Source organism: Klebsiella sp. GB_Kp047 (assembly GCF_040065235.1).
Taxonomy (GTDB): Bacteria; Pseudomonadota; Gammaproteobacteria; order Enterobacterales; family Enterobacteriaceae; genus Klebsiella; species Klebsiella quasipneumoniae.
Map to the genome: position 1 here is coordinate 1 of NZ_JBEAJG010000011.1, position 20,469 is coordinate 20,469.

General features: G+C 59.6%; 19 protein-coding genes and 1 tRNA gene. 9 read left to right on the top strand and 11 right to left on the bottom strand.

From position 1 onward, the window contains the following. Positions 1-58 precede the first annotated feature (58 nt). The 10 genes from ABLV76_RS07055 to mltB form a co-directional block, all read right to left on the bottom strand. Positions 59-151 (bottom strand) — tRNA-Ser (locus ABLV76_RS07055). Positions 152-473: 322 nt separating this feature from the next. Then, positions 474-659 (bottom strand): carbon storage regulator CsrA, encoded by a 186-nt coding sequence (gene csrA / locus ABLV76_RS07060; protein WP_000906486.1) that lies wholly within the window; start codon positions 657-659, stop codon positions 474-476. A 363-nt stretch (positions 660-1,022) separates the two neighbouring features. After that, positions 1,023-3,650: an alanine--tRNA ligase gene (alaS, locus tag ABLV76_RS07065; protein ID WP_017901380.1), complete on the bottom strand. Its 2,628-nt coding sequence runs from the start codon at positions 3,648-3,650 to the stop codon at positions 1,023-1,025. 250 nt (positions 3,651-3,900) lie between these two features. Next, positions 3,901-4,401 (bottom strand): recombination regulator RecX, encoded by a 501-nt coding sequence (recX, locus tag ABLV76_RS07070; protein WP_004205687.1) that lies wholly within the window; start codon positions 4,399-4,401, stop codon positions 3,901-3,903. Positions 4,402-4,471: 70 nt separating this feature from the next. Beyond that, positions 4,472-5,530: a recombinase RecA gene (recA, locus tag ABLV76_RS07075; protein ID WP_004205686.1), complete on the bottom strand. Its 1,059-nt coding sequence runs from the start codon at positions 5,528-5,530 to the stop codon at positions 4,472-4,474. Positions 5,531-5,620: 90 nt separating this feature from the next. Continuing rightward, entirely contained in the window at positions 5,621-6,118 is a 498-nt protein-coding gene (pncC, locus tag ABLV76_RS07080) for a nicotinamide-nucleotide amidase (RefSeq protein WP_004205685.1), read from the bottom strand. A 138-nt stretch (positions 6,119-6,256) separates the two neighbouring features. After that, on the bottom strand, positions 6,257-7,135 hold the full coding sequence (locus ABLV76_RS07085; protein ID WP_049093763.1) for a metal ABC transporter substrate-binding protein: 879 nt from the start codon (positions 7,133-7,135) through the stop codon (positions 6,257-6,259). Between the two features lie 7 nt (positions 7,136-7,142). Further along, positions 7,143-8,006 (bottom strand): metal ABC transporter permease, encoded by an 864-nt coding sequence (locus tag ABLV76_RS07090; RefSeq protein WP_004205682.1) that lies wholly within the window; start codon positions 8,004-8,006, stop codon positions 7,143-7,145. Then, a complete protein-coding gene (locus ABLV76_RS07095) occupies positions 8,003-8,713 on the bottom strand; it encodes an ATP-binding cassette domain-containing protein (protein WP_072140381.1) in 711 nt (236 codons plus the stop codon). The genes ABLV76_RS07090 and ABLV76_RS07095 overlap by 4 nt, the downstream gene beginning before the upstream one ends. A gap of 338 nt (positions 8,714-9,051) precedes the next feature. Further along, positions 9,052-10,131 carry a lytic murein transglycosylase B gene (gene mltB / locus ABLV76_RS07100; protein WP_043521292.1) on the bottom strand — a complete coding sequence of 360 codons (1,080 nt, stop codon included), beginning with the start codon at positions 10,129-10,131 and terminating at the stop codon, positions 9,052-9,054. A gap of 277 nt (positions 10,132-10,408) precedes the next feature. Here mltB and ABLV76_RS07105 point away from each other — a divergent pair, with 277 nt between their 5' ends. The 7 genes from ABLV76_RS07105 (at position 10,409) to gutQ (ending at position 15,429) form a co-directional block, all read left to right on the top strand. Then, complete coding sequence (locus ABLV76_RS07105) at positions 10,409-10,972, top strand: PTS glucitol/sorbitol transporter subunit IIC (RefSeq protein ID WP_004205677.1); 564 nt, start codon at positions 10,409-10,411, stop codon at positions 10,970-10,972. Next, positions 10,969-11,949 (top strand): PTS glucitol/sorbitol transporter subunit IIB, encoded by a 981-nt coding sequence (locus tag ABLV76_RS07110; protein WP_004205675.1) that lies wholly within the window; start codon positions 10,969-10,971, stop codon positions 11,947-11,949. The genes ABLV76_RS07105 and ABLV76_RS07110 overlap by 4 nt, the downstream gene beginning before the upstream one ends. 13 nt (positions 11,950-11,962) lie before the next feature. Then, positions 11,963-12,325 (top strand): PTS glucitol/sorbitol transporter subunit IIA, encoded by a 363-nt coding sequence (srlB, locus tag ABLV76_RS07115; RefSeq protein WP_004205674.1) that lies wholly within the window; start codon positions 11,963-11,965, stop codon positions 12,323-12,325. Positions 12,326-12,337: 12 nt separating this feature from the next. Next, the gene (gene srlD, locus ABLV76_RS07120) at positions 12,338-13,117 is read left to right on the top strand and encodes a sorbitol-6-phosphate dehydrogenase (protein ID WP_002914815.1); all 780 of its coding nucleotides are present in this window, start codon (positions 12,338-12,340) and stop codon (positions 13,115-13,117) included. 154 nt (positions 13,118-13,271) lie between these two features. Next, on the top strand, positions 13,272-13,631 hold the full coding sequence (gene gutM / locus ABLV76_RS07125) for a transcriptional regulator GutM (protein WP_048325461.1): 360 nt from the start codon (positions 13,272-13,274) through the stop codon (positions 13,629-13,631). Between the two features lie 66 nt (positions 13,632-13,697). After that, positions 13,698-14,471, top strand: coding sequence for a DNA-binding transcriptional repressor (locus ABLV76_RS07130; RefSeq protein WP_004205671.1), 774 nt, complete (start codon positions 13,698-13,700; stop codon positions 14,469-14,471). Further along, the gene (gene gutQ / locus ABLV76_RS07135) at positions 14,464-15,429 is read left to right on the top strand and encodes an arabinose-5-phosphate isomerase GutQ (RefSeq protein WP_004205670.1); all 966 of its coding nucleotides are present in this window, start codon (positions 14,464-14,466) and stop codon (positions 15,427-15,429) included. Before ABLV76_RS07130 ends, gutQ begins: the two co-directional genes overlap by 8 nt. Here gutQ and norR read toward each other — a convergent pair. After that, complete coding sequence (norR, locus tag ABLV76_RS07140; RefSeq protein ID WP_043521289.1) at positions 15,392-16,942, bottom strand: nitric oxide reductase transcriptional regulator NorR; 1,551 nt, start codon at positions 16,940-16,942, stop codon at positions 15,392-15,394. The genes gutQ and norR overlap by 38 nt on opposite strands. Before the next feature lie 188 nt (positions 16,943-17,130). Here norR and norV point away from each other — a divergent pair, with 188 nt between their 5' ends. Next, the gene (norV, locus tag ABLV76_RS07145) at positions 17,131-18,579 is read left to right on the top strand and encodes an anaerobic nitric oxide reductase flavorubredoxin (RefSeq protein ID WP_017901376.1); all 1,449 of its coding nucleotides are present in this window, start codon (positions 17,131-17,133) and stop codon (positions 18,577-18,579) included. Beyond that, positions 18,576-19,709, top strand: a complete 1,134-nt coding sequence (gene norW / locus ABLV76_RS07150; protein WP_049093761.1) for an NADH:flavorubredoxin reductase NorW — start codon at positions 18,576-18,578, stop codon at positions 19,707-19,709. The genes norV and norW overlap by 4 nt, the downstream gene beginning before the upstream one ends. The last annotated feature ends 760 nt before the right edge of the window (positions 19,710-20,469 follow it).

The following is a 20,469-nucleotide window of genomic DNA, read 5'->3' on the forward strand; positions in this document are numbered from 1 at the left end:
CCTCCGACCGCTCGGTTCGTAGCCGAGTACTCTATCCAGCTGAGCTACGGATGCAAAATGGCGGTGAGGCGGGGATTCGAACCCCGGATGCAGCTTTTGACCGCATACTCCCTTAGCAGGGGAGCGCCTTCAGCCTCTCGGCCACCTCACCACACACGCCTCTTTCGAGTGCTTCGAAGAACTTGTTTCTGCTCTTCGTCGCTGCGATGGCGCACATATTACTTTCTGGTACTTATAAGTCAAACACTTTTTCGAGACCTTTTTTCGTTTGCACACTTCGCACGCAATTCGCGTGCAAAAACGGCAAAAAGGGCAATTTATCAACAGGAAATCAGCCCTGACGCTGGCATAACGCCAAACAACCAAAGCGGCAAAGGGTAATGAAAAGCGGTATGGTGCAGGGGGAAGAAACAGAAAAAGGGAAAAAGCGGCGATAAGTGATGCGCCTCACTGAACAGCGAGGCGCGGAAACCTTAGTAACTGGACTGCTGGGATTTTTCAGCCTGAATACGCTGGTAGATCTCTTCACGGTGTACAGATACTTCTTTAGGGGCGTTTACGCCAATACGAACCTGGTTACCCTTCACCCCTAAAACTGTCACAGTGACCTCATCTCCAATCATGAGGGTCTCACCAACTCGACGAGTCAGAATCAGCATTCTTTGCTCCTTGAAAGATTAAAAGAGTCGGGTCTCTCGTATCCCGGCATTATCCATCATATAACGCCAAAAAGTAAGCAATGACAAATACCTTACGGTATAAGCAGTCATGGCATCACATTCTGTTAAACCTAAGTTTAGCCGATATACACAATTTCAACCCGACTTTATCGTTATCGGTGTTTCTCGCGCAAGGTGCCATTTCCCTGAGGTTACGGCACCTAAACCCGCCATACTTCAAGTTGCATGTGTGTTGGTTTTCCTCGCTCACCCCAGTCACTTACTTGAGTAAGCTCCTGGGGATTCGCTGTGTCGCCGCCTTCCTGCAACTCGAATTATTTAGGGTATATGCGTTTATAGTTATTACAGTTTTGCGCTGACCCAGCCTTTCACACTGGCTAACGCTGCAGGGAGAGCAGACGCATCGGTACCACCGGCCTGCGCCATATCCGGACGACCGCCCCCTTTACCGCCCACCTGCTGAGCGACCATACCAACCAGCTCCCCAGCCTTGACGCGATCTGTCACATCCTTAGACACACCGGCAATCAGGGAAACTTTACCGTCTGCGACCGTAGCCAACACAACAACCGTCGAACCCAGCTGGTTCTTCAGATCGTCAACCATGGTGCGCAGCATCTTCGGCTCCACGCCGGCCAGCTCGCTGACCAGCAGCTTAACGCCGTTAATCTCTTCCGCTTTGCTGGAGAGGTTTGCGCTCTCCTGCGCCGCAGCCTGCTCTTTCAGCTGCTGCAGCTCTTTTTCCAGCTGACGGGTACGCTCCAGCGCGGCGCGAACTTTCTCGCCGAGATTGTGGCTGTCGCCCTTCAGCAGCTGTGCGATATCGCTGAGCTGATCGCTCTGCGCGTGCAGCATGGCCATCGCGCCCTCACCGGTCACCGCTTCGATACGGCGCACGCCAGCGGCGGTACCGGACTCAGACGTGATACGGAACAGGCCGATATCACCGGTACGCGCCGCGTGAGTCCCGCCGCACAGTTCGGTGGAGAAGTCGCCCATCCGCAGCACGCGGACGCGGTCATCGTATTTCTCGCCGAACAGCGCCATCGCGCCGGATGCGCGCGCGGCATCGATATCCATAATGTTGGTTTCGATAGCCAGGTTACGACGGATCTGCGCGTTGACCAGATCTTCCACTGCACGAATCTCTTCCGGCTTCATCGCTTCGAAATGCGAGAAGTCAAAGCGCAGCGCTTTATCGTTGACCAGCGAGCCTTTCTGCGCCACATGGGTGCCGAGCACCTGGCGCAGCGCCGCGTGCATCAGGTGCGTCGCGGAGTGGTTCAGGCGGATACGCTGACGGCGGGCCTCGTCCACATCGGCCTGCACCGCGTCGCCCACTTTCAGGGAGCCGCTGGCGACTTTACCGATATGACCAATGGCCTGGCCGTACTTCTGCGTGTCGCTGACCGCGAAGGAGAAGCCCGCGCCTTTCAGTTCGCCTTTATCGCCCACCTGGCCACCGGACTCCGCATAGAACGGGGTCTGGTCGAGGATCACTACCGCTTCCTGACCCGCGCTGACGCTATCCACCGCTTTGCCATCGATGAACAGCGCAGTCACTTTGCCGTTCAGCTCCAGATGATCGTAACCTTTAAATTCAGAGGCGCCGTCAACGCGGATCATCGCGTTATAGTCAGCGCCGAAACCGCTGGACTCGCGCGCGCGACGGCGCTGCTCTTCCATGGCGGCCTCAAAGCCGGCTTCGTCAACCTTGATGTTGCGCTCGCGGCAGACGTCCGCGGTCAGGTCGACCGGGAAGCCGTAGGTGTCGTACAGACGGAAGGCGGTTTCGCCATCCAGGGTGTCGCCTTTCAGCTTCGACAGCTCTTCATCCAGCAGCGCCAGTCCGCGCTCCAGAGTACGGGCGAACTGCTCTTCTTCGGTTTTCAGCACCTGCTCAACCTGAGCCTGCTGCTGCTTCAGTTCTTCGCCGGCGGAGCCCATCACGGCGATCAGCGGGGCAACCAGTTTCCAGAAGAAGGTATCCTTCGCGCCCAGCATGTTGCCGTGACGGATCGCGCGGCGAATGATGCGGCGCAGCACATAGCCGCGGTTTTCATTCGACGGGATTACGCCGTCAGCGATCAGGAAGGCGCAGGAGCGAATGTGGTCGGCAATAACGCGCAGCGACTTGTTCGTCAGATCGGTGGCGCCGGTGACTTTCGCCACGCTGGCGATCAGATCGCGGAACAGGTCGATGTCATAGTTTGAGTTAACGTGCTGCAGCACCGCGGCAATACGCTCCAGGCCCATACCGGTGTCGACGGACGGCTTCGGCAGCGGCTCCATGGTACCGTCAGCCTGACGGTTGAACTGCATGAAGACGATGTTCCAGATCTCAATGTAGCGGTCGCCGTCTTCTTCCGGGCTTCCCGGAGGGCCGCCCCAGATGTGATCGCCATGGTCGAAGAAAATCTCGGTGCACGGACCGCACGGACCGGTGTCGCCCATCTGCCAGAAGTTGTCTGAAGCAAACGGCGCGCCTTTGTTGTCGCCGATGCGGATGATTCGCTCGCGCGGGACGCCTACTTCATTGGCCCAGATGTCGAATGCTTCGTCATCGGTCTCGTAAACGGTGACCCACAGCTTCTCTTTCGGCAGCGCGAACCAGTTCTCACCGGTCAGCAGCTCCCACGCGTATTTGATGGCATCCTGCTTGAAGTAGTCGCCGAAGCTAAAGTTGCCCAGCATTTCAAAGAAGGTGTGGTGACGCGCGGTGTAACCGACGTTTTCCAGATCGTTGTGTTTACCACCCGCACGCACGCAACGCTGCGCGGTGGTCGCACGCGAATAATTACGTTTGTCGAGACCAAGGAAGACATCCTTGAACTGGTTCATCCCTGCGTTCGTAAACAGCAGGGTCGGATCGTTGTGCGGCACCAGGGAGCTGCTGGCAACTACCTGATGTCCCTTGCTATGGAAAAAGTCGAGAAACGCCTGACGGATCTCAGCGGTGCTCTTGCTCATAATTATCCTGAAATCAAGCTACACGTCATCCTTCAAGTCGCCTCTGTCCTGGCTGCGCTTGCTCTTCCGGCACCGAACTGACGTGCGTTGCGGAAGATAGTCTCTCTTGCCGCCCTGATGCAGCTTGAATGATTTTGTGTAAAGGAATAATCGCCCAGGACGCTGCCTGCACTGTCACAACCAGCGGCCCGACGGAATAAAGTGGGAATAAGATAAGTTTTCTTTACGGCGAAGTAAAATCCCGGATGGGTCAATCTGCAAAATTTCGCCAGATTTCCTGGATATCTTCCATCAGGTAGCCACGGTACAGCAGGAATCTCTGGATTTTCACTTTTTCAGCAAAGGCGGAGGGTAACGGTTCACCGTATTTACGCTGCGCCTGCGCCCTGGCAAGGCTCACCCAGTCGATATCGCATTCGCGCATCGCCTGTTCCACGGCCTGGCGCGCAATGCCTTTCTGGCTGAGCTCCTGACGAATGCGCGCGGGGCCATAGCCTTTGCGGCTCCGGCTGGCGATGAACTGGCCGACAAAACGATTATCGTCGAGATAACGGTTTTCGATACACCAGGCAACCACCTGCTCCAGCTCTTCAGGGGTGACGTCCAGCGCCTCGGGGCCGTTTTTGCTCATTACCGGAGCAGCCAGTTTGCGCCGCAGCTCCTGTTCGCTGTGGTCGCGCATCGCCAGAATGCGGATAGCGCGGTCCAGCAGGCGGGCGTAGCCGGAGCGGCGTGATGAAGGTTCAGTCACAGGCACCTCAATAATCTAAGAAAAGCAAAAGGGCCGCATAAGCAGCCCTTTATCACTCTGTTAGACGATATCAGAAATCTTGTTCCGTTTCTTCTGCATCGTTGCCGTCAACGGCGAAGTCCGGCGTAGAGTCCTGGTTGTTGAGCAGCAGTTCGCGCACTTTCTTCTCAATCTCTTTCGCCGCCGCCGGGTTCTCTTTCAGCCAGGTGATAGCGTTCGCTTTGCCCTGACCAATTTTGTCGCCGTTGTAGCTGTACCAGGCGCCCGCTTTCTCAATCAGCTTCTCTTTCACGCCGAGGTCAACCAGCTCGCCGAAGAAGTTGATGCCTTCGCCGTAGAGGATCTGGAATTCAGCCTGTTTGAACGGCGCCGCAATCTTGTTCTTCACCACTTTGACGCGGGTTTCGCTACCGACGACGTTGTCGCCCTCTTTCACCGCGCCGATGCGACGGATATCCAGACGCACGGAGGCGTAGAACTTCAGCGCATTACCGCCGGTGGTGGTTTCCGGGTTACCGAACATCACGCCGATTTTCATACGGATCTGGTTGATAAAGATCAGCAGCGTGTTGGACTGCTTCAGGTTACCCGCCAGTTTACGCATCGCCTGGCTCATCATACGCGCCGCGAGGCCCATGTGAGAGTCGCCGATTTCGCCTTCGATTTCCGCTTTCGGCGTCAGCGCCGCGACGGAGTCGACGACGATAACGTCAACCGCGCCGGAGCGCGCCAGCGCGTCACAGATTTCCAGCGCCTGCTCGCCGGTATCCGGCTGAGAACACAGCAGGTTGTCGATATCCACGCCCAGCTTGCGCGCATAGACCGGATCCAGCGCGTGTTCCGCATCGATGAACGCACAGGTTTTACCTTCGCGCTGCGCTGCGGCGATAACCTGCAGCGTCAGGGTGGTTTTACCGGAGGATTCCGGCCCGTAGATCTCGACGATACGGCCCATTGGCAGACCGCCGGCGCCCAGCGCGATATCCAGAGAAAGCGAGCCGGTGGAGATGGTTTCTACGTCCATAGAACGGTCTTCACCCAGGCGCATGATGGAGCCTTTACCGAATTGCTTTTCGATCTGGCCCAGTGCAGCCGCCAACGCTTTCTGTTTGTTTTCGTCGATCGCCATTGTTACTCCTAATCATGCAGGGTGAAGCGTGTTCGCTTCGCCGTTAATATTTGTTCAGTTGAGGCAATTATACTGTATAGTCATACAGTATCAAGTCTTTTGTAGAAATTGTTGCCAGAGCAGATTGAGCGCGTAGGCCGTCGCCTGACGACGTACCGCTTCGCGGTCTCCGGCAAAGCATTCCCGCCGCGTCACCCCTTGCCCGCTAACGCTGGCGACGCCAAACCACACCGTCCCGACCGGCTTTTCGTCGCTGCCGCCATCCGGCCCGGCGACGCCGCTAACCGAGATGGCATAGTCCGCGCGCGCGGCGCGCAACGCGCCGATCGCCATCTCCACCACCACCGGTTCGCTCACCGCGCCGTTGTCCCGCAGCGTCGCTTCGCTGACGCCGATCATTTGCGATTTGGCCTCGTTGCTGTAAGTCACAAAACCGCGTTCAAACCACGCTGAGCTGCCGGCAATATCGGTGATGGCTTTCGCTATCCAGCCACCGGTGCAGGATTCCGCCGTGGTCACCGTCGCGCCCTGCGCCTGCAGCGCCCGGCCGACCTTCTCGCTTAGCTGCATTAATTCTGAATCGGTCATTATCGCCCCGCTTTGCTCCGGATAAAGAGGCCATCAAAGATAGCACTTTCCACAGAGATATGGGGACGAGGTGTGGAATTTACGAGGGGACATCCAAAATGAATCATCCCGGCGGCGCCGGGATGAGAAATCGCACGCTTACTTCATGCTGGCGGCGATCAGCGCCACGTTATGACGCATCATTTTGACATAGCTATCCGCGACGCCCCCCGGGGCGGAGAGCGCCTCAGGATAGAGTTCTCCGCCGGGCTGCGCGCCGGTGGCGCTGGCAATCTGCTTCACCAGCCGCGGGTCAAGCTGGTTCTCCATAAACCAGGTATGGACGCCGTCCGCGTTGATTTGCTTAATCAGCGCCGCCACCTGCGCCGCGCTGGCCTCGCTCTCTGAAGAGAGCCCCTGCGGCGCGAGGAAGGTTACGTGATAAGCGCGGCCAAAATAGCCGAAAGCGTCATGGCTGGTCAGGACCTTGCGCTTGTCCAGCGGAATGGCGCTGAACTGCCCTTTCGCCCAGCCGTCGAGGGCCGTCAGCTGGTCGATATAGCGCTTGCCGCTGCTGGTCAACGCCGCTTTATCTTCCGGGTCGGCTTTCACCAGACCATCGAGGATATTCTGCGCATACAATGCGCCGTTCGCTGCGCTGTTCCAGGCGTGGGGATCGGTCACCGTTTTGCCGTCTTCATCGAGGGTATGGGTCTTGACGCCCTTCGACGCCACCACCAGCTCGCCCTTAAAACCAGAGGCCTTAATCAGGCGATCCAGCCAGCCTTCCAGTCCCAGGCCGTTAACCACCACCACGTCGGCCTTGCTGAGCAGCGCGCTATCCTTCGGCGACGGCTCGAAGGTGTGCGGATCGCCATCCGGGCCGACCAGGGTATCCACATGGACATGCTCCCCGCCAACCTGCTGCACCATATCACCCAGCACTGAAAAACTGCTTACCACATTCAGCGTTTTCGCCATCGCCCCCTGCGCCATCAGGCCGAAGGCCAGCGCGACCACTATTGCACTACGTTTCATCATTTCCTTACCCCATCAATTTGCGCCAGCCGACCAGCAGTCGGCTGCGCGTGCCAAAAAACAGCGAAATAAAAAACAGCGCGCTGGCGGTCAGCACGATGGCGGGCCCGGCGGGAAGACTGGCCGCCCAGGAGAGACTCAAACCCAGCCAGGCGCAGAGCGCGCCGGAGAGCGCCGCCAGCAGCAGGATGCCCGGCAGCGTTCGCGCCCAGCAGCGCGCGGCAACCGCCGGAAGCATCATCACCCCTACCGCCATCAGCGTGCCGAGCACCTGAAATCCCGCCACCAGGTTAAGCACCAGCAGCGCCAGAAAAAGCCCATGCAGCACCGCGGGCAGCCGGCGGTTATTCACCTGCAGCCAGGCACTGTCGAACGCCTCGCTGACCAGACCGCGGTAGCACAGCGCGATGCACAACAGAGTCAGGCTGGCGACGCCGCTGACAAACAGCGCCGCGTCACGATCCACCGCCAGAATGGAGCCAAACAGCAGATGCAGCAGGTCGACGCTGGAGCCGCGCAGCGACACCAGAGTGACGCCCAGCGCCAGCGATCCCAGATAAAATCCAGCAAAGCTGGCGTCCTCTTTTAACGGCGTCCGCCGGCTCACCCATCCCGCCACCAGCGCGACCGCGATGCCGGCGACAAAGCCGCCCACGGTCATGGCCAGCAGCGACATGCCGCTCAGCAGATAGCCCACCGCCACGCCGGGGAGAATGGCGTGCGACAGCGCGTCGCCCATCAAGCTCATGCGCCGCAGCAACAGGAAGACGCCCAGCATGGTGGTGCTTAGCGACAACGCCAGGCAGACCACCAGCGCCCGGCGCATAAAGCCGAATTCAATAAAAGGTTGAAAGAAGGTGTGCCAGATCATGCTGACCTCGCCTGGCTGAAGGCCGGGAGAACCGCCCGGGTGGCACCCCAGCAGGCGCGCTGGCGGGTTAAAAGCAGCGTCTCCGGAAAAAAGTCGGCTACCCGCTGGTTATCATGCAGCACCGCCAGGATGGTTTGCCCCTGCCGGTGCATGTCGAGGATCAGCTCCATCAGTTCGCGACTGGTCGCTTCATCGATACCCGTGAAGGGCTCGTCGAGCATCACCAGCGGCGCCCGCTGCACCATCACCCGGGCAAACAGCATGCGCTGAAACTGGCCGCCGGAGAGCGCTTCGATCGGGGTTTTCGCCAGGCTCGCCAGCCCGACCCGCTCCAGCACCGCGCCGATGCGTCGCCGGGTATCGCCGCTCAGACCGCGCAGCAGCGACACGCCGGGCCATGCGCCCTGACTCACCACATCCTGCACGTTGAGAGGAAACTGTGACTCGAGGGCATGGCGCTGTGCCAGCCAGCCAATCACCGGCCGCTTTCCCTGCCAGCGCAGGCGGCCGCTGACCGGCGGAAGAAACCCGGCGAGGGTTTTCAGCAGGGTCGATTTTCCGCAGCCATTGAGACCAACGATTGCCGTCAGGCTGCCGGGACATATCATCCCGCTCAGCGGAGGGGTGATCGCCGCCCCGCCATAGCCGGTTACCAGTTGTTCCAGTTCAATCATGGCAGCGTCACCGCCCACCAGGTCGCCAGCCATAGCGCCGCCAGCAGCGTTCCAGCGATGGCCAGGCGCGCCGCGCCGGATGCCATAAAAACCGATGCGAACATATCCTTACCCCCTTATTAAATGTTATAACATAACAATACAGAGGCGAAATTAGATTGTAAATCAGCGTCGGTGAGCGGAAATGTAACAAAGGTAGACAGGAAGCATGCCGACGGGAAGAAACAGCAGGATAAGCGCGGCCTTTCCGGGAAATCCCCCGGTCGCGCTGCGCTTACGGGGCCACCAACCAGATAACAGACCGTCGCCCGGATAAGGCGCTACGCGCCGTTATCCGGGGAGGCTCGGATACTGTCAGCCGGATGACAGTATTAATAACCGCCGCGGGCCTGCGAAACCGCCAGGCCAAGCTGCCAGACGGCCATCGCGTAGTGGGTGCTGTGGTTATAGCGGGTGATGGTGTAGAAGTTCGGCAGCCCGTACCAGTACTCATAGCCGGTCCCGACGTCCAGGCGCAGCAGACTGGCCTGCTGATGGTTACCCAGCGGCTGGGTTGGGGTTAGCCCCGCCGCCGCCAGCTGCGACACGCTGTATTTGGTTTTGAAACCATTCTCCAGCCCCGGCGCCTGGCCCAGCGCCTGCACCGCCACCAGATCGCCGCTCACCCAGCCGTGCTGTTTGAAGTAGTTGGCCACGCTGCCGATAGCATCCACCGGGTCCCACAGGTTGATATGGCCGTCGCCGTTAAAGTCCACCGCGTATTGCTTATAGGACGACGGCATAAACTGGCCGTACCCCATCGCCCCGGCGAAAGAGCCTTTCAGATCCAGCGGGTCGTCGCTTTCGCTGCGCGCCATCAGCAGGAAGGTTTCCAGCTCGGAGGAGAAGTATTCGGCGCGGCGCGGATAGCTAAACGACAGGGTCGCCAGCGCGTCGAGGATGCGGGTTTTGCCCATCACCCGTCCCCAACGGGTCTCCACGCCGATAATACCGACAATGATTTCCGGCGGCACGCCGTAGACCTGATAAGCGCGGTTGAGCGCGTCCTGATATTGATTCCAGAACACCACGCCGTTCTGCACGTTATCCGGGGTAATAAACTGTTTCTTGTAGCGCAGCCAGGCGCCGGTTGGCCCGGTCGGCGGCAAGCCGGTCGGCGCCTGACGATCCATCAGCCGCAGAACGTAGTCCAGACGCTTCGCCTGCGACAGGATCTCCTGCAGCTGCTGCCTGTCGAAGCCGTGCTTCGCCACCATCTTATCGATGAACTGCGCCGCCGCCGGGTTGTTGGCGAAGTCGCCGCCCATCTGCATCACGTTATGCTGCGGTTCCAGCAAAAAGCCGCCGGTTCCACTCGCCATCTCCGTTTCCGCGGGAGTCTTGGGTTTGCTGCTGCAGGCAGCGAGGAGCACACAAAGGGGAAGTAAAGCCAGAGAGCGACGCTTCAACATGGGAATTCCGTTTAACAAATTCAGCAAGGGATAATTATGGTAAAGCATGCGACGACCAACAAGAAAGCGACAATCCGTTTGTAGACAAAATAGTCCTTCACCGACCCCTTCCCTGCATGCTGTCATGCCCCTCGTTATTTCATCCTCTCAGCGCCAATCTTTCAAAATAAAATATTTATCTTTCATTTTGCGATCCATTTAACACTTTAAAACCTTTCAAAATGATTAAAATCAGCCTGCAGTTAGCAAGAAAAATAACATGCTGAAGGAGAGAACAATGATTGACGTCGTGACCCACGGCGCGGAGTGGTTTATCGGCCTGTTTCAGAAAGGCGGCGAGGTGTTTACCGGCATGGTGACCGGGATCCTCCCCTTGCTGATCAGTCTGCTGGTGATCATGAACGCGCTGATCAACTTTATTGGCCAGCAGCGGATCGAAAAACTGGCGCAGCGCTGCGCCGGGAACCCGATCTCCCGCTACCTGCTGTTGCCCTGCATCGGTACCTTTGTGTTTTGTAACCCGATGACCCTGAGCCTGGGCCGCTTTATGCCAGAGAAGTACAAGCCCAGCTATTACGCGGCGGCGTCCTATAGCTGCCACTCAATGAACGGTCTGTTTCCGCATATCAACCCCGGCGAACTGTTCGTCTATCTCGGCATCGCCAACGGCCTCACCACCCTCGGCCTGCCGCTCGGTCCGCTGGCGGTGAGCTATCTGCTGGTCGGGCTGGTGACCAACTTCTTCCGCGGCTGGGTTACCGACCTGACCACCTCGATTTTCGAGCGAAAAATGGCGATTCAGCTGGCTCAGAAAGTGCATCTGTCAGGAGCGACATCATGACCCGGATTCGTATTGAGAAAGGCACCGGCGGCTGGGGCGGCCCCCTTGAACTCGACGTCGTCGAGGGCAAAAAGATCGTCTATATCACCGCCGGCACCCGCCCGGCGATCGTTGACCGCATCGCCAGCCTGACCGGCTGGCAGGCGGTGGACGGTTTTAAAGAGGGCGAACCGGCGGAAAGCGACATCGGCGTGGCGATTATCGACTGCGGAGGCACCCTGCGCTGCGGGCTCTATCCCAAGCGCCGCATCCCGACGGTGAATATCCATGCCACCGGCAAATCGGGGCCGCTGGCCCAGTACATCACAGAAGATATCTACGTCTCCGGCGTCAAGGAGGAGAACATTCAGCGCATCGCGACCGGCGGCACGATAGCTCCCGAGCCACCGGCGGAGAACAACCGCGCGGGTCGCGACTACGACGCCAGCAAAAAGATCACTGAACAGAGCGATGGCCTACTTGCGAAGGTCGGGATGGGGATGGGCTCGGTGGTGGCGGTGCTGTTCCAGGCCGGACGCGACACCATCGATACGGTGCTGAAAACCATCCTGCCGTTTATGGCCTTCGTCTCGGCGCTGATCGGCATCATCATGGCCTCCGGCATCGGCGACTGGATCGCCCATGGCCTGGCGCCGCTCGCCAGCCATCCGCTGGGTCTGGTGACCCTGGCGCTGATCTGCTCCTTCCCGCTGCTGTCGCCGTTTCTCGGCCCCGGCGCGGTTATCGCCCAGGTGATTGGCGTACTGATCGGCGTGCAGATCGGCCTCGGCAATATTCCGCCGCACCTCGCCCTGCCGGCGCTGTTCGCCATTAACGCCCAGGCCGCCTGCGATTTTATCCCGGTTGGCCTGTCGCTGGCCGAAGCTCGCCAGGATACCGTGCGCGTCGGCGTGCCGTCGGTGCTGGTCAGCCGCTTTTTGACCGGCGCGCCAACGGTGCTGATCGCGTGGTTCGTTTCCGGATTTATTTACCAGTAAGAGGGGCCAGAACATGACCGTGATTTACCAGACCACTATTACGCACATCGGCGCCTGCGCGGCGATGGCGCTGGAAGAACAAATGCTGATCACCTTCCGCGAGGGCGCCCCGGCGGATATCGAAGCGTATTGCTTTATTCACAACCACGGCGAGCTTGCCGGTTCGCTGCAGCCGGGTGCAGAGCTGCAGCTTGGCGAGCTGCGCTACCCGGTGACCGCCGTCGGCGACGTTGCCGAGCAAAATCTGCGCGAGCTGGGCCATATTACCCTGCGCTTTGACGGCCATCGCGACGCGGAGTTTCCGGGGACCGTCCACGTGGCGGGCCCGGTGCCGGACGCCATTGCGCCCGGCTGCGTACTGAAATTTGTTGCTTAACAGGAGAGAAAGATGAATCAGGTTGCTGTTGTCATTGGCGGTGGACAAACCTTAGGAGAGTTTCTGTGCCGCGGGCTGGCCGCCGAGGGCTACCGCGTGGCGGTGGTCGATATTCAGAGCGAAAAAGCCAGCCGCGTCGCCCAGGAGATTAACGCTGAATATGGCGAAGGCATGGCGTATGGCTTCGGCGCCGACGCCACCAGCGAGGCCAGCGTCACCGCGCTGGCCCATGGGGTGGATGAGATTTTCTCGCGCGTCGACTTGCTGGTGTACAGCGCCGGCATCGCCAAAGCGGCGTTTATTAGCGACTTTGCGCTGGGGGATTTCGACCGCTCGCTACAGGTCAATCTGGTGGGCTACTTCCTCTGCGCCCGCGAATTCTCCCGGCTGATGATCCGCGACGGCATTAAGGGACGCATCATTCAGATCAACTCGAAATCCGGCAAAGTCGGCAGCAAGCACAACTCCGGCTACAGCGCGGCGAAGTTCGGCGGCGTCGGACTGACCCAGTCGCTGGCGCTGGATCTGGCGGAATACGGCATTACCGTACACTCACTGATGCTCGGCAATCTGCTGAAGTCGCCGATGTTCCAGTCGCTGCTGCCGCAGTACGCCACCAAGCTCGGTATCGATGAGAGCGAGGTCGAGCAGTATTACATCGACAAGGTGCCCCTGAAGCGCGGTTGCGAATATCAGGATGTGCTGAACGTATTAATGTTTTACGCCAGCCCGCAGGCGTCGTACTGCACCGGGCAGTCAATCAACGTTACCGGCGGTCAGGTGATGTTTTAAAGGGATCCCGGATGGCGCCGCGCTTATCCGGGCTACAAAACTGTAGGTCGGGTAAGGCGTTAGCCGCTACCCGACGAAAAGGCACCGCGGATCGCTCGGGTTAGGCGCTCGCGCCACGACCCGGGTTGTTCCCGCCCCCCTTAAGGAGATACCTATGGTTACCGCATTAATCACCGTCGCCGCCATCGCCTGGCTTACCCAAATGGCCTTTGGCGGCTGGCAGATCCGCCGTTTCAATCGCGCTTTCGACAGCCTGTGCCAGCAGGGTCGGGTGGGGGTCGGCCGCTCCGCCGGACGCTTTCAACCGCGCGCCATCGTCGCTATCGCCGTTGATGATGACAACCGCATTTGCGACACGCTGCTGATGAAAGGCTTCACCATTTTCGCCCGTCCGCAAAAAATCCCCGCGCTGGACGGCAAACATATCGCGGAATTGCAGCCTGATGTGATCTTTCCCCATGATCCGCGCTGTCAGAATGCACTATCATTAGCGCTTAATCCGAAACATGGATAATTTCGTTGTAAAAGTAAATATCTTGCGAAATTATCACTTCGAAACTTAAACGCAGGATAGACGCCTATGAAACCACGTCAGCGCCAGGCAGCCATTCTCGAGTTCCTGCAGTCGCAGGGAAAATGCTCGGTCGAAGAGCTGGCGCAACATTTCGATACGACCGGCACCACCATCCGTAAGGATCTGGTCACGCTGGAAAACGCCGGCACCGTCATTCGCACCTACGGTGGCGTGGTACTCAACAAGGATGAAGCCGATCCGCCGATCGATCATAAGACGTTGATCAACACCCATAAGAAAGCGCGCATCGCCGAAGCGGCGGTGCGTTTTATTCATGATGGCGACTCCCTCATCCTCGATGCCGGCAGCACGGTGCTGCAGATGGTCCCACTGCTCAGCCGCTTCAATAACATCACGGTGATGACCAACAGCCTGCATATCGTCAATGCCCTTGCCGAACTGGATAATGAACAGACTATCCTGATGCCCGGCGGCACCTTCCGCAAAAAATCGGCCTCCTTTCACGGCCAGCTGGCGGAAAACGCTTTCGAACAGTTCAGTTTCGACAAGCTGTTTATGGGCACCGACGGCATCGATCTGAACGCCGGCGTCACCACCTTCAATGAGGTGTATACCGTCAGCAAGGCGATGTGCAACGCCGCCCGCGAAGTGATCCTGATGGCCGACTCGTCAAAGTTTGGCCGTAAAAGCCCCAATATTGTCTGCGGCCTGGAGCGCGTGGATAAACTGATTACCGATGCCGATATTGACCCTGCATTCCAGCGGGCGCTGGAAGCCAAAGGCATAGAAGTCATCATTACTGGAGAACATCATGAGTAACTTTTTGTTAGAGGCCGGACGCCAGACCCTGATGCTGGAGCTACAGGAGGCGAGCCGCCTGCCGGAACGCCTGGGCGATGACTTCATCCGCGCGGCGGAGACCATCATCCACTGCGAGGGCAAACTGATTGTCTCCGGTATCGGGAAATCCGGTCATATCGGCAAAAAGCTGGCGGCGACCTTCGCCAGCACCGGCACTCCGGCCTTTTTCGTCCACCCGGCGGAAGCCCTGCACGGCGATCTCGGCATGCTCGACGGTCGCGATGTGATGCTGTTTATCTCCTACTCCGGCAGCGCGAAAGAGCTGGATCTGATCGTGCCGCGGCTGGAGGAAAAAGGGATACCCCTGCTGGCGATGACCGGCAAATCCACCTCGCCGCTGGCGCTGGCGGCGAAAGCAGTGCTGGATATCGCCGTGGAGCGCGAAGCCTGTCCGATGCATCTGGCGCCGACCTCCAGCACCGTCAACACCCTGATGCTCGGCGACGCGCTGGCGATGGCGGTGATGCAGGCCCGCGGCTTCAGTGAAGAGGATTTCGCTCGCTCCCATCCGGCGGGGGCGCTCGGCGCGCGTCTGCTGAACAAAGTGCATCATCTGATGCGCCGCGACGACGAAGTGCCGCGCGTCGGTACAGACGCCAACGTCATGGACGCGATGCTCGAGCTGAGCCGCACCGGGCTCGGCCTGGTGGCGGTCTGCGATGAGGCCAACCGCGTGCAGGGCGTCTTCACCGACGGCGACCTGCGCCGCTGGCTGGTGGGCGGCGGCACCTTAAACGACGGCGTCACGCAGGCGATGACCCGCAACGGCGTGACGCTGCAGGCGGAGAGCCGCGCGGTGGAAGCCAAAGAGCGGCTGATGAAACATAAAATCAGCGCCGCGCCGGTAGTGGATGAAAACGGCCTGCTGGTCGGCGCCATCAACCTGCAGAACTTTTACCAGGCCGGGATCCTTTAAGCCCCAGACGTTTCGCCAGCCGGTGCAGGTTGGCGACGTCCAGTTCCAGCGCGCGGGCGGTCGCCGCCCAGTTGCCCTGATGCGCCGCCAGCGTGCGGGAAATCGCCTCGCGCTGGAAGTTATCCGTGGCTTCGCGCAGATTCACGTTGCCCATCGCCGGCGCCGCTGCCATCTCCTCGGTCGGCAACGTCGGCGCAGCCGCTGTAAACTGGAAATGCTGCGGCTCCAGTACTACGTCATCGCCAGCCTGGGTAGCCCGCGCCAGCACCACCGCCCGGTGAATGGCATGCTCCAGTTCGCGCACGTTGCCCGGCCACGACCACTGCTGCAGCCTGTTACGCGTTGCCTCACTTAAAATTACCCGCGCCAGCCCCATCCGCAGGCGGCACTGCTCGCAAAAATAGCCTGCCAGCAGCACCACGTCATTTTCCCGCTCGCGCAGCGCCGGAACCGACAGCGGGAAAACGCTCAGCCGGTGATAGAGATCGGCGCGAAAGCGCCCTTCCACCACCTCCTGGCGCAGATCGCGGTTGGTCGCCGCCAGCACCCGCACATCGACCCGCAGGCTGCGGTCATCGCCGACACGCTGAATATCGCCATACTGCAGGACGCGCAGCAGCTTCGCCTGCAGCGCCAGCGACAGTTCGCCGATTTCGTCGAGGAACAGCGTGCCGTTATCGGCCATCTCAAATTTGCCGCTGCGGTTGCTGATAGCCCCGGTAAATGCCCCTTTCACGTGACCGAACAGCTCGCTCTCCGCCACGCTCTCCGGCAGCGCCGCGCAGTTGAGGTACACCAGCGGGTTAGCCGCCCGCGGCGAACCCTGATGCACCGCCTTCGCCACCAGCTCTTTGCCGGTCCCCGTTTCGCCGCTGATCAGCACGTTTAAATCCGAGGCAGCGACAATCTCGATCTCTTTTTTCAGCTGCAGCATCGGCGCCGACAGGCCGATGAGCTCCTGGCGCTCCGGCTGCGGGTAATTCACCACCTGCGGCGGCAGGACGTTTTGCGCTTCAAGGCGGGCGATAAGCAGCGCGTTATTCAGCGCCCCGGCCACCAGGGCGGCGATCAGCCGCAGCTCTTCATCGCTGAAGCTGTCGAAGCGGTCGGCATCCATACCGTCAAGGGTCAGTGCACCGATCAGCGTTTGCCCGGCAAACAGCGGCAGCCCCACGCAGGCGTGAACCTTGAGGCTCTCCTGGCCGGGGATCAGGCCGTCATAGGGGTCCGGCAGGTCGCTGTCCGCCGGGAAGCGCACCACATCGCCGGCGCGGGCGATCGCCTCCAGCCGCGGATGCCCATCCAGCGCAAAGCGCCGGCCAAGCACATCCTGCGCCAGGCCATCGATCGCCAGCGGCACAAACTGATGGGCCTCATAGCGCAGCAGCGCCGAGGCGTCGCAGCCCAGGATCTGCCGCAGGGTGGCGATCAGGCGCGAAAAGCGGTCGACGTGACCGATATCGCTTTGTAAATCAATGGCGATTCTCGCCAGCGCCTCGACGGAAAAACTCATCATCGCTCCATTGTCATTTTGACAATCATCATAGTCATATCGACTATTTTAATCATTGTCATTTTGACAGCAACCAAAACCATAAAAAATTAAAAAACTGATAATTATCAATTAATTAAAAAACTGGCACGCAACTTGTAATACACCAGGCAACTGAGTTTAAACACACTGTATTGATTGAGGTTGCTATGTCTATTGTGGTGAAAAATAACATTCTTTGGGTTGGCCAACGTGACTGGGAAGTGCGTGATTTCCACGGCACCGAATATAAAACGCTGCGCGGCAGCAGCTATAACAGCTATCTCATCCGCGAAGAGAAAAACGTGCTGATCGATACCGTCGATCACAAATTCAGCCGCGAGTTCGTCCAGAACCTGCGCCGCGAAATCGACCTCGCCGACCTCGACTACATCGTTATTAACCACGCCGAAGAGGACCACGCCGGCGCGTTGACTGAGCTGATGATGCAGATCCCGGATACGCCGATCTACTGCACCGCCAACGCCATCGACTCCATCAACGGTCATCACCACCATCCGGAGTGGAACTTCCACGTGGTGAAAACTGGCGACACTCTCGATATCGGCAACGGTAAGCAGCTGATCTTCGTCGAAACGCCGATGCTGCACTGGCCGGACAGCATGATGACCTACCTGACCGGCGACGCGGTGCTGTTCAGCAATGACGCCTTCGGGCAGCACTACTGCGACGAACATCTGTTCAACGATGAAGTGGACCAAAGTGAACTGTACGAACAGTGCCAGCGCTACTACGCCAACATCCTGACGCCCTTCAGCCGCCTGGTGACGCCGAAAATTAACGAAATCCTCGGCTTCAATCTGCCGGTAGCGATGATTGCCACCTCCCACGGCGTGGTCTGGCGCGATAACCCGACGCAAATCGTCGAGAAATACCTCGAATGGGCGGCGGATTATCAGGAAGATCGCATCACGATTTTCTACGACACCATGTCCAACAACACCCGCATGATGGCGGACGCCATTGCCCAGGGGATCACTGAGGTCGACCCACGGGTGGCGGTGAAAATCTTTAACGTCGCCCGCAGCGACAAAAACGACATCCTCACCAATGTTTTCCGCTCGAAGGGCGTGCTGGTGGGCACCTCCACCATGAACAACGTGATGATGCCGAAAATCGCCGGGCTGGTGGAAGAGATGACCGGGCTGCGTTTTCGCAACAAACGCGCCAGCGCCTTTGGCTCCCACGGCTGGAGCGGCGGCGCGGTAGACCGCCTGTCCACCCGCCTGCAGGATGCCGGCTTTGAGATGTCCCTGAGCCTGAAAGCCAAATGGCGCCCGGATATCGACGCGCTCGAACTGTGCCGCCAACACGGTCGCGACATCGCCCGCCAGTGGGCCCTCTCCCCGCTGCCGGTTGCTGAAGCGACAGTCACGCCGGAACAACAGGACTGCGCCTGTGCCGCCGCCACGGCCGCCGATCTCGGTCCCATGATGCAGTGCAGCGTCTGCCAGTGGGTGTATGACCCGGCGAAAGGCGAACCTAACCAGGATGTCCAGCCGGGTACGCCCTGGAGTGAAGTGCCGGACAATTTCCTTTGTCCTGAGTGTTCTCTTGGCAAAGATGTCTTTGACGTCCTGGCGATGGAGGCAAAATGAGTGATGGTATCGTCATCATCGGCTCGGGCTTCGCAGCCCGCCAGCTGGTGAAAAATATTCGTAAGCAGGATGCCGAAATCCCGCTGACCCTCATCGCCGCCGATAGCATGGATGAGTACAACAAGCCCGATCTCAGCCACGTCATCAGCCGCGGACAGCACGCCGACGATCTCACCCTGCAAAGCGCCAGCGAGTTCGCCGAGCAGTACAATCTGCGCCTGTTTCCCCATACCTGGGTGAACGATGTCGACGCTGAAAACCATCGGGTGAAAAGCCTGGATAAGCAGTGGCGCTACGACAAACTGGTGCTGGCCACCGGCGCCACGCCGTTTATCCCCCCGGTGCCGGGCCGCGAGCTGATGCTGACGCTGAACAGCCAGCGCGAATATGGCGCCGCGCAGAGCCAGCTCCGCGACGCCAGGCGGGTGCTGATCGTCGGCGGCGGCCTGATTGGCTGCGAGCTGGCAATGGATTTCTGTCGCGCCGGTAAAGCGGTAACGGTGGTTGATAACGCCGCCAGCGTACTGGCGGCGCTGATGCCGCCGGAGGTCAGCAGCCGTCTGCAGCATCGCCTCACCGGGATGGGCGTCCATCTGATGTTAAAAACGCAGCTGGAAGGGCTTGAGCATACCGCCGACGGCATCCGCGTTAGCCTCGATCGCCAGCGCGTGATAACCGTCGATGCAGTGGTGGCCGCCGCCGGCCTGCGCCCGGAAACCTCGCTGGCGCGCCACGCCGGATTGCAGATTAACCGCGGCGTGGTGGTCAATAGCCAGCTGCAAACCAGCGACCCGGCGATTTACGCCCTCGGCGACTGTGCGGAAATCAACGGTACGGTAATGCCGTTCCTGCAGCCGATTTTACTCAGCGCCATGTGCCTGAGTAAAAACCTGCTGGCGCAGACGGGAGAACTGAAACTGCCGCCGATGCTGGTGAAGGTGAAGACCCCGGATCTGCCGCTGCATCTGGCCGGCGATACCCGTCGCGAGGATCTGACGTGGAACATCGTGGCCGCCAAAGAGGGGCTGGTGGCGAAAGGGCTGGATGGTGAGAAGCAGCTGCGCGCCTTTGTGGTCAGCGAAGACAAGATGAAAGACGCCTTTGCCCTGCTCAAACAGCTGGTGAGTTGATGACCTTCCAGGCAGCCCTGTTGCGCCGTTAGTTTGCCGGGTGGCGCTACGCTTACCCGGCCTACAGGATCCACTCACAGGCTCACACCCCGTAGGCCCGTGCAAGCGCAGCGCCGCCGGGCAAGATATCAGGCACGGTATCCTTGATTTCGCCGGGTGGCGGCTGCACCTTACCCGGCCTACAGCCCCAAATCACCGCTGGCGCTGGGGTCGCTGAAACTGCCGGTGCTGACGGCCTCAAAATCGCTGAGACGTTCCCGGAAGGCCGGGGCAGCCCGCATGGATGCGGGCTGAGGGCCGTGTTTTGCACGGACGCTGCCTCGGCCCGACCCGAAGCCTGCAGGGATAAGTCGAAGGGACCGCGCAGCGGCGATTTTGCTGGCCGGAGCCCGGGGGTACAGGGGGCGGCGGCGACTGGCCGCCCCCTGTGCGCTCCCTGCGCCATGAAAGACATAACGCAGAAGATTAACCGGGAGCGCAATGTACGCTGAAGTTACAGGCGACAGACGCTGTTGCCGGAGTGACAAAGTGGCATTCCGATAACCGTATCTGCAATACACGCAGCGCCGCCGGGCAAGCATTGATTACCTCCCACGCAGCCCTGTTGCGCGGTTATTTTGCCGGGTGGCGCTACGCTTACCCGGCCTACGGATGTAACCCGTAAGCTCAAACATTGTAGGCCCGCGCAAGCGCAGCGCCGCCGGGCAAGCGTTGATTACCTCCCACGCAGCCTGTTGCGCGTTAATTTCGCCGGCTGGCG

Excerpts from the sequence above, each read along its gene's own strand:
- csrA (WP_000906486.1), bottom strand. The coding sequence starts at position 659 with ATGCTGATTCTGACTCGTCGAGTTGGTGAGACCCTCATGATTGGAGAT.
- alaS (WP_017901380.1), bottom strand. The coding sequence starts at position 3,650 with ATGAGCAAGAGCACCGCTGAGATCCGTCAGGCGTTTCTCGACTTTTTC.
- recA (WP_004205686.1), bottom strand. The coding sequence starts at position 5,530 with ATGGCGATCGACGAAAACAAACAGAAAGCGTTGGCGGCTGCACTGGGC.
- pncC (WP_004205685.1), bottom strand. The coding sequence starts at position 6,118 with ATGACCGATTCAGAATTAATGCAGCTAAGCGAGAAGGTCGGCCGGGCG.
- ABLV76_RS07085 (WP_049093763.1), bottom strand. The coding sequence starts at position 7,135 with ATGAAACGTAGTGCAATAGTGGTCGCGCTGGCCTTCGGCCTGATGGCG.
- ABLV76_RS07090 (WP_004205682.1), bottom strand. The coding sequence starts at position 8,006 with ATGATCTGGCACACCTTCTTTCAACCTTTTATTGAATTCGGCTTTATG.
- ABLV76_RS07095 (WP_072140381.1), bottom strand. The coding sequence starts at position 8,713 with ATGGCTGGCGACCTGGTGGGCGGTGACGCTGCCATGATTGAACTGGAA.
- mltB (WP_043521292.1), bottom strand. The coding sequence starts at position 10,131 with ATGTTGAAGCGTCGCTCTCTGGCTTTACTTCCCCTTTGTGTGCTCCTC.
- ABLV76_RS07105 (WP_004205677.1), top strand. The coding sequence starts at position 10,409 with ATGATTGACGTCGTGACCCACGGCGCGGAGTGGTTTATCGGCCTGTTT.
- ABLV76_RS07110 (WP_004205675.1), top strand. The coding sequence starts at position 10,969 with ATGACCCGGATTCGTATTGAGAAAGGCACCGGCGGCTGGGGCGGCCCC.
- srlB (WP_004205674.1), top strand. The coding sequence starts at position 11,963 with ATGACCGTGATTTACCAGACCACTATTACGCACATCGGCGCCTGCGCG.
- srlD (WP_002914815.1), top strand. The coding sequence starts at position 12,338 with ATGAATCAGGTTGCTGTTGTCATTGGCGGTGGACAAACCTTAGGAGAG.
- gutM (WP_048325461.1), top strand. The coding sequence starts at position 13,272 with ATGGTTACCGCATTAATCACCGTCGCCGCCATCGCCTGGCTTACCCAA.
- ABLV76_RS07130 (WP_004205671.1), top strand. The coding sequence starts at position 13,698 with ATGAAACCACGTCAGCGCCAGGCAGCCATTCTCGAGTTCCTGCAGTCG.
- gutQ (WP_004205670.1), top strand. The coding sequence starts at position 14,464 with ATGAGTAACTTTTTGTTAGAGGCCGGACGCCAGACCCTGATGCTGGAG.
- norR (WP_043521289.1), bottom strand. The coding sequence starts at position 16,942 with ATGAGTTTTTCCGTCGAGGCGCTGGCGAGAATCGCCATTGATTTACAA.
- norV (WP_017901376.1), top strand. The coding sequence starts at position 17,131 with ATGTCTATTGTGGTGAAAAATAACATTCTTTGGGTTGGCCAACGTGAC.
- norW (WP_049093761.1), top strand. The coding sequence starts at position 18,576 with ATGAGTGATGGTATCGTCATCATCGGCTCGGGCTTCGCAGCCCGCCAG.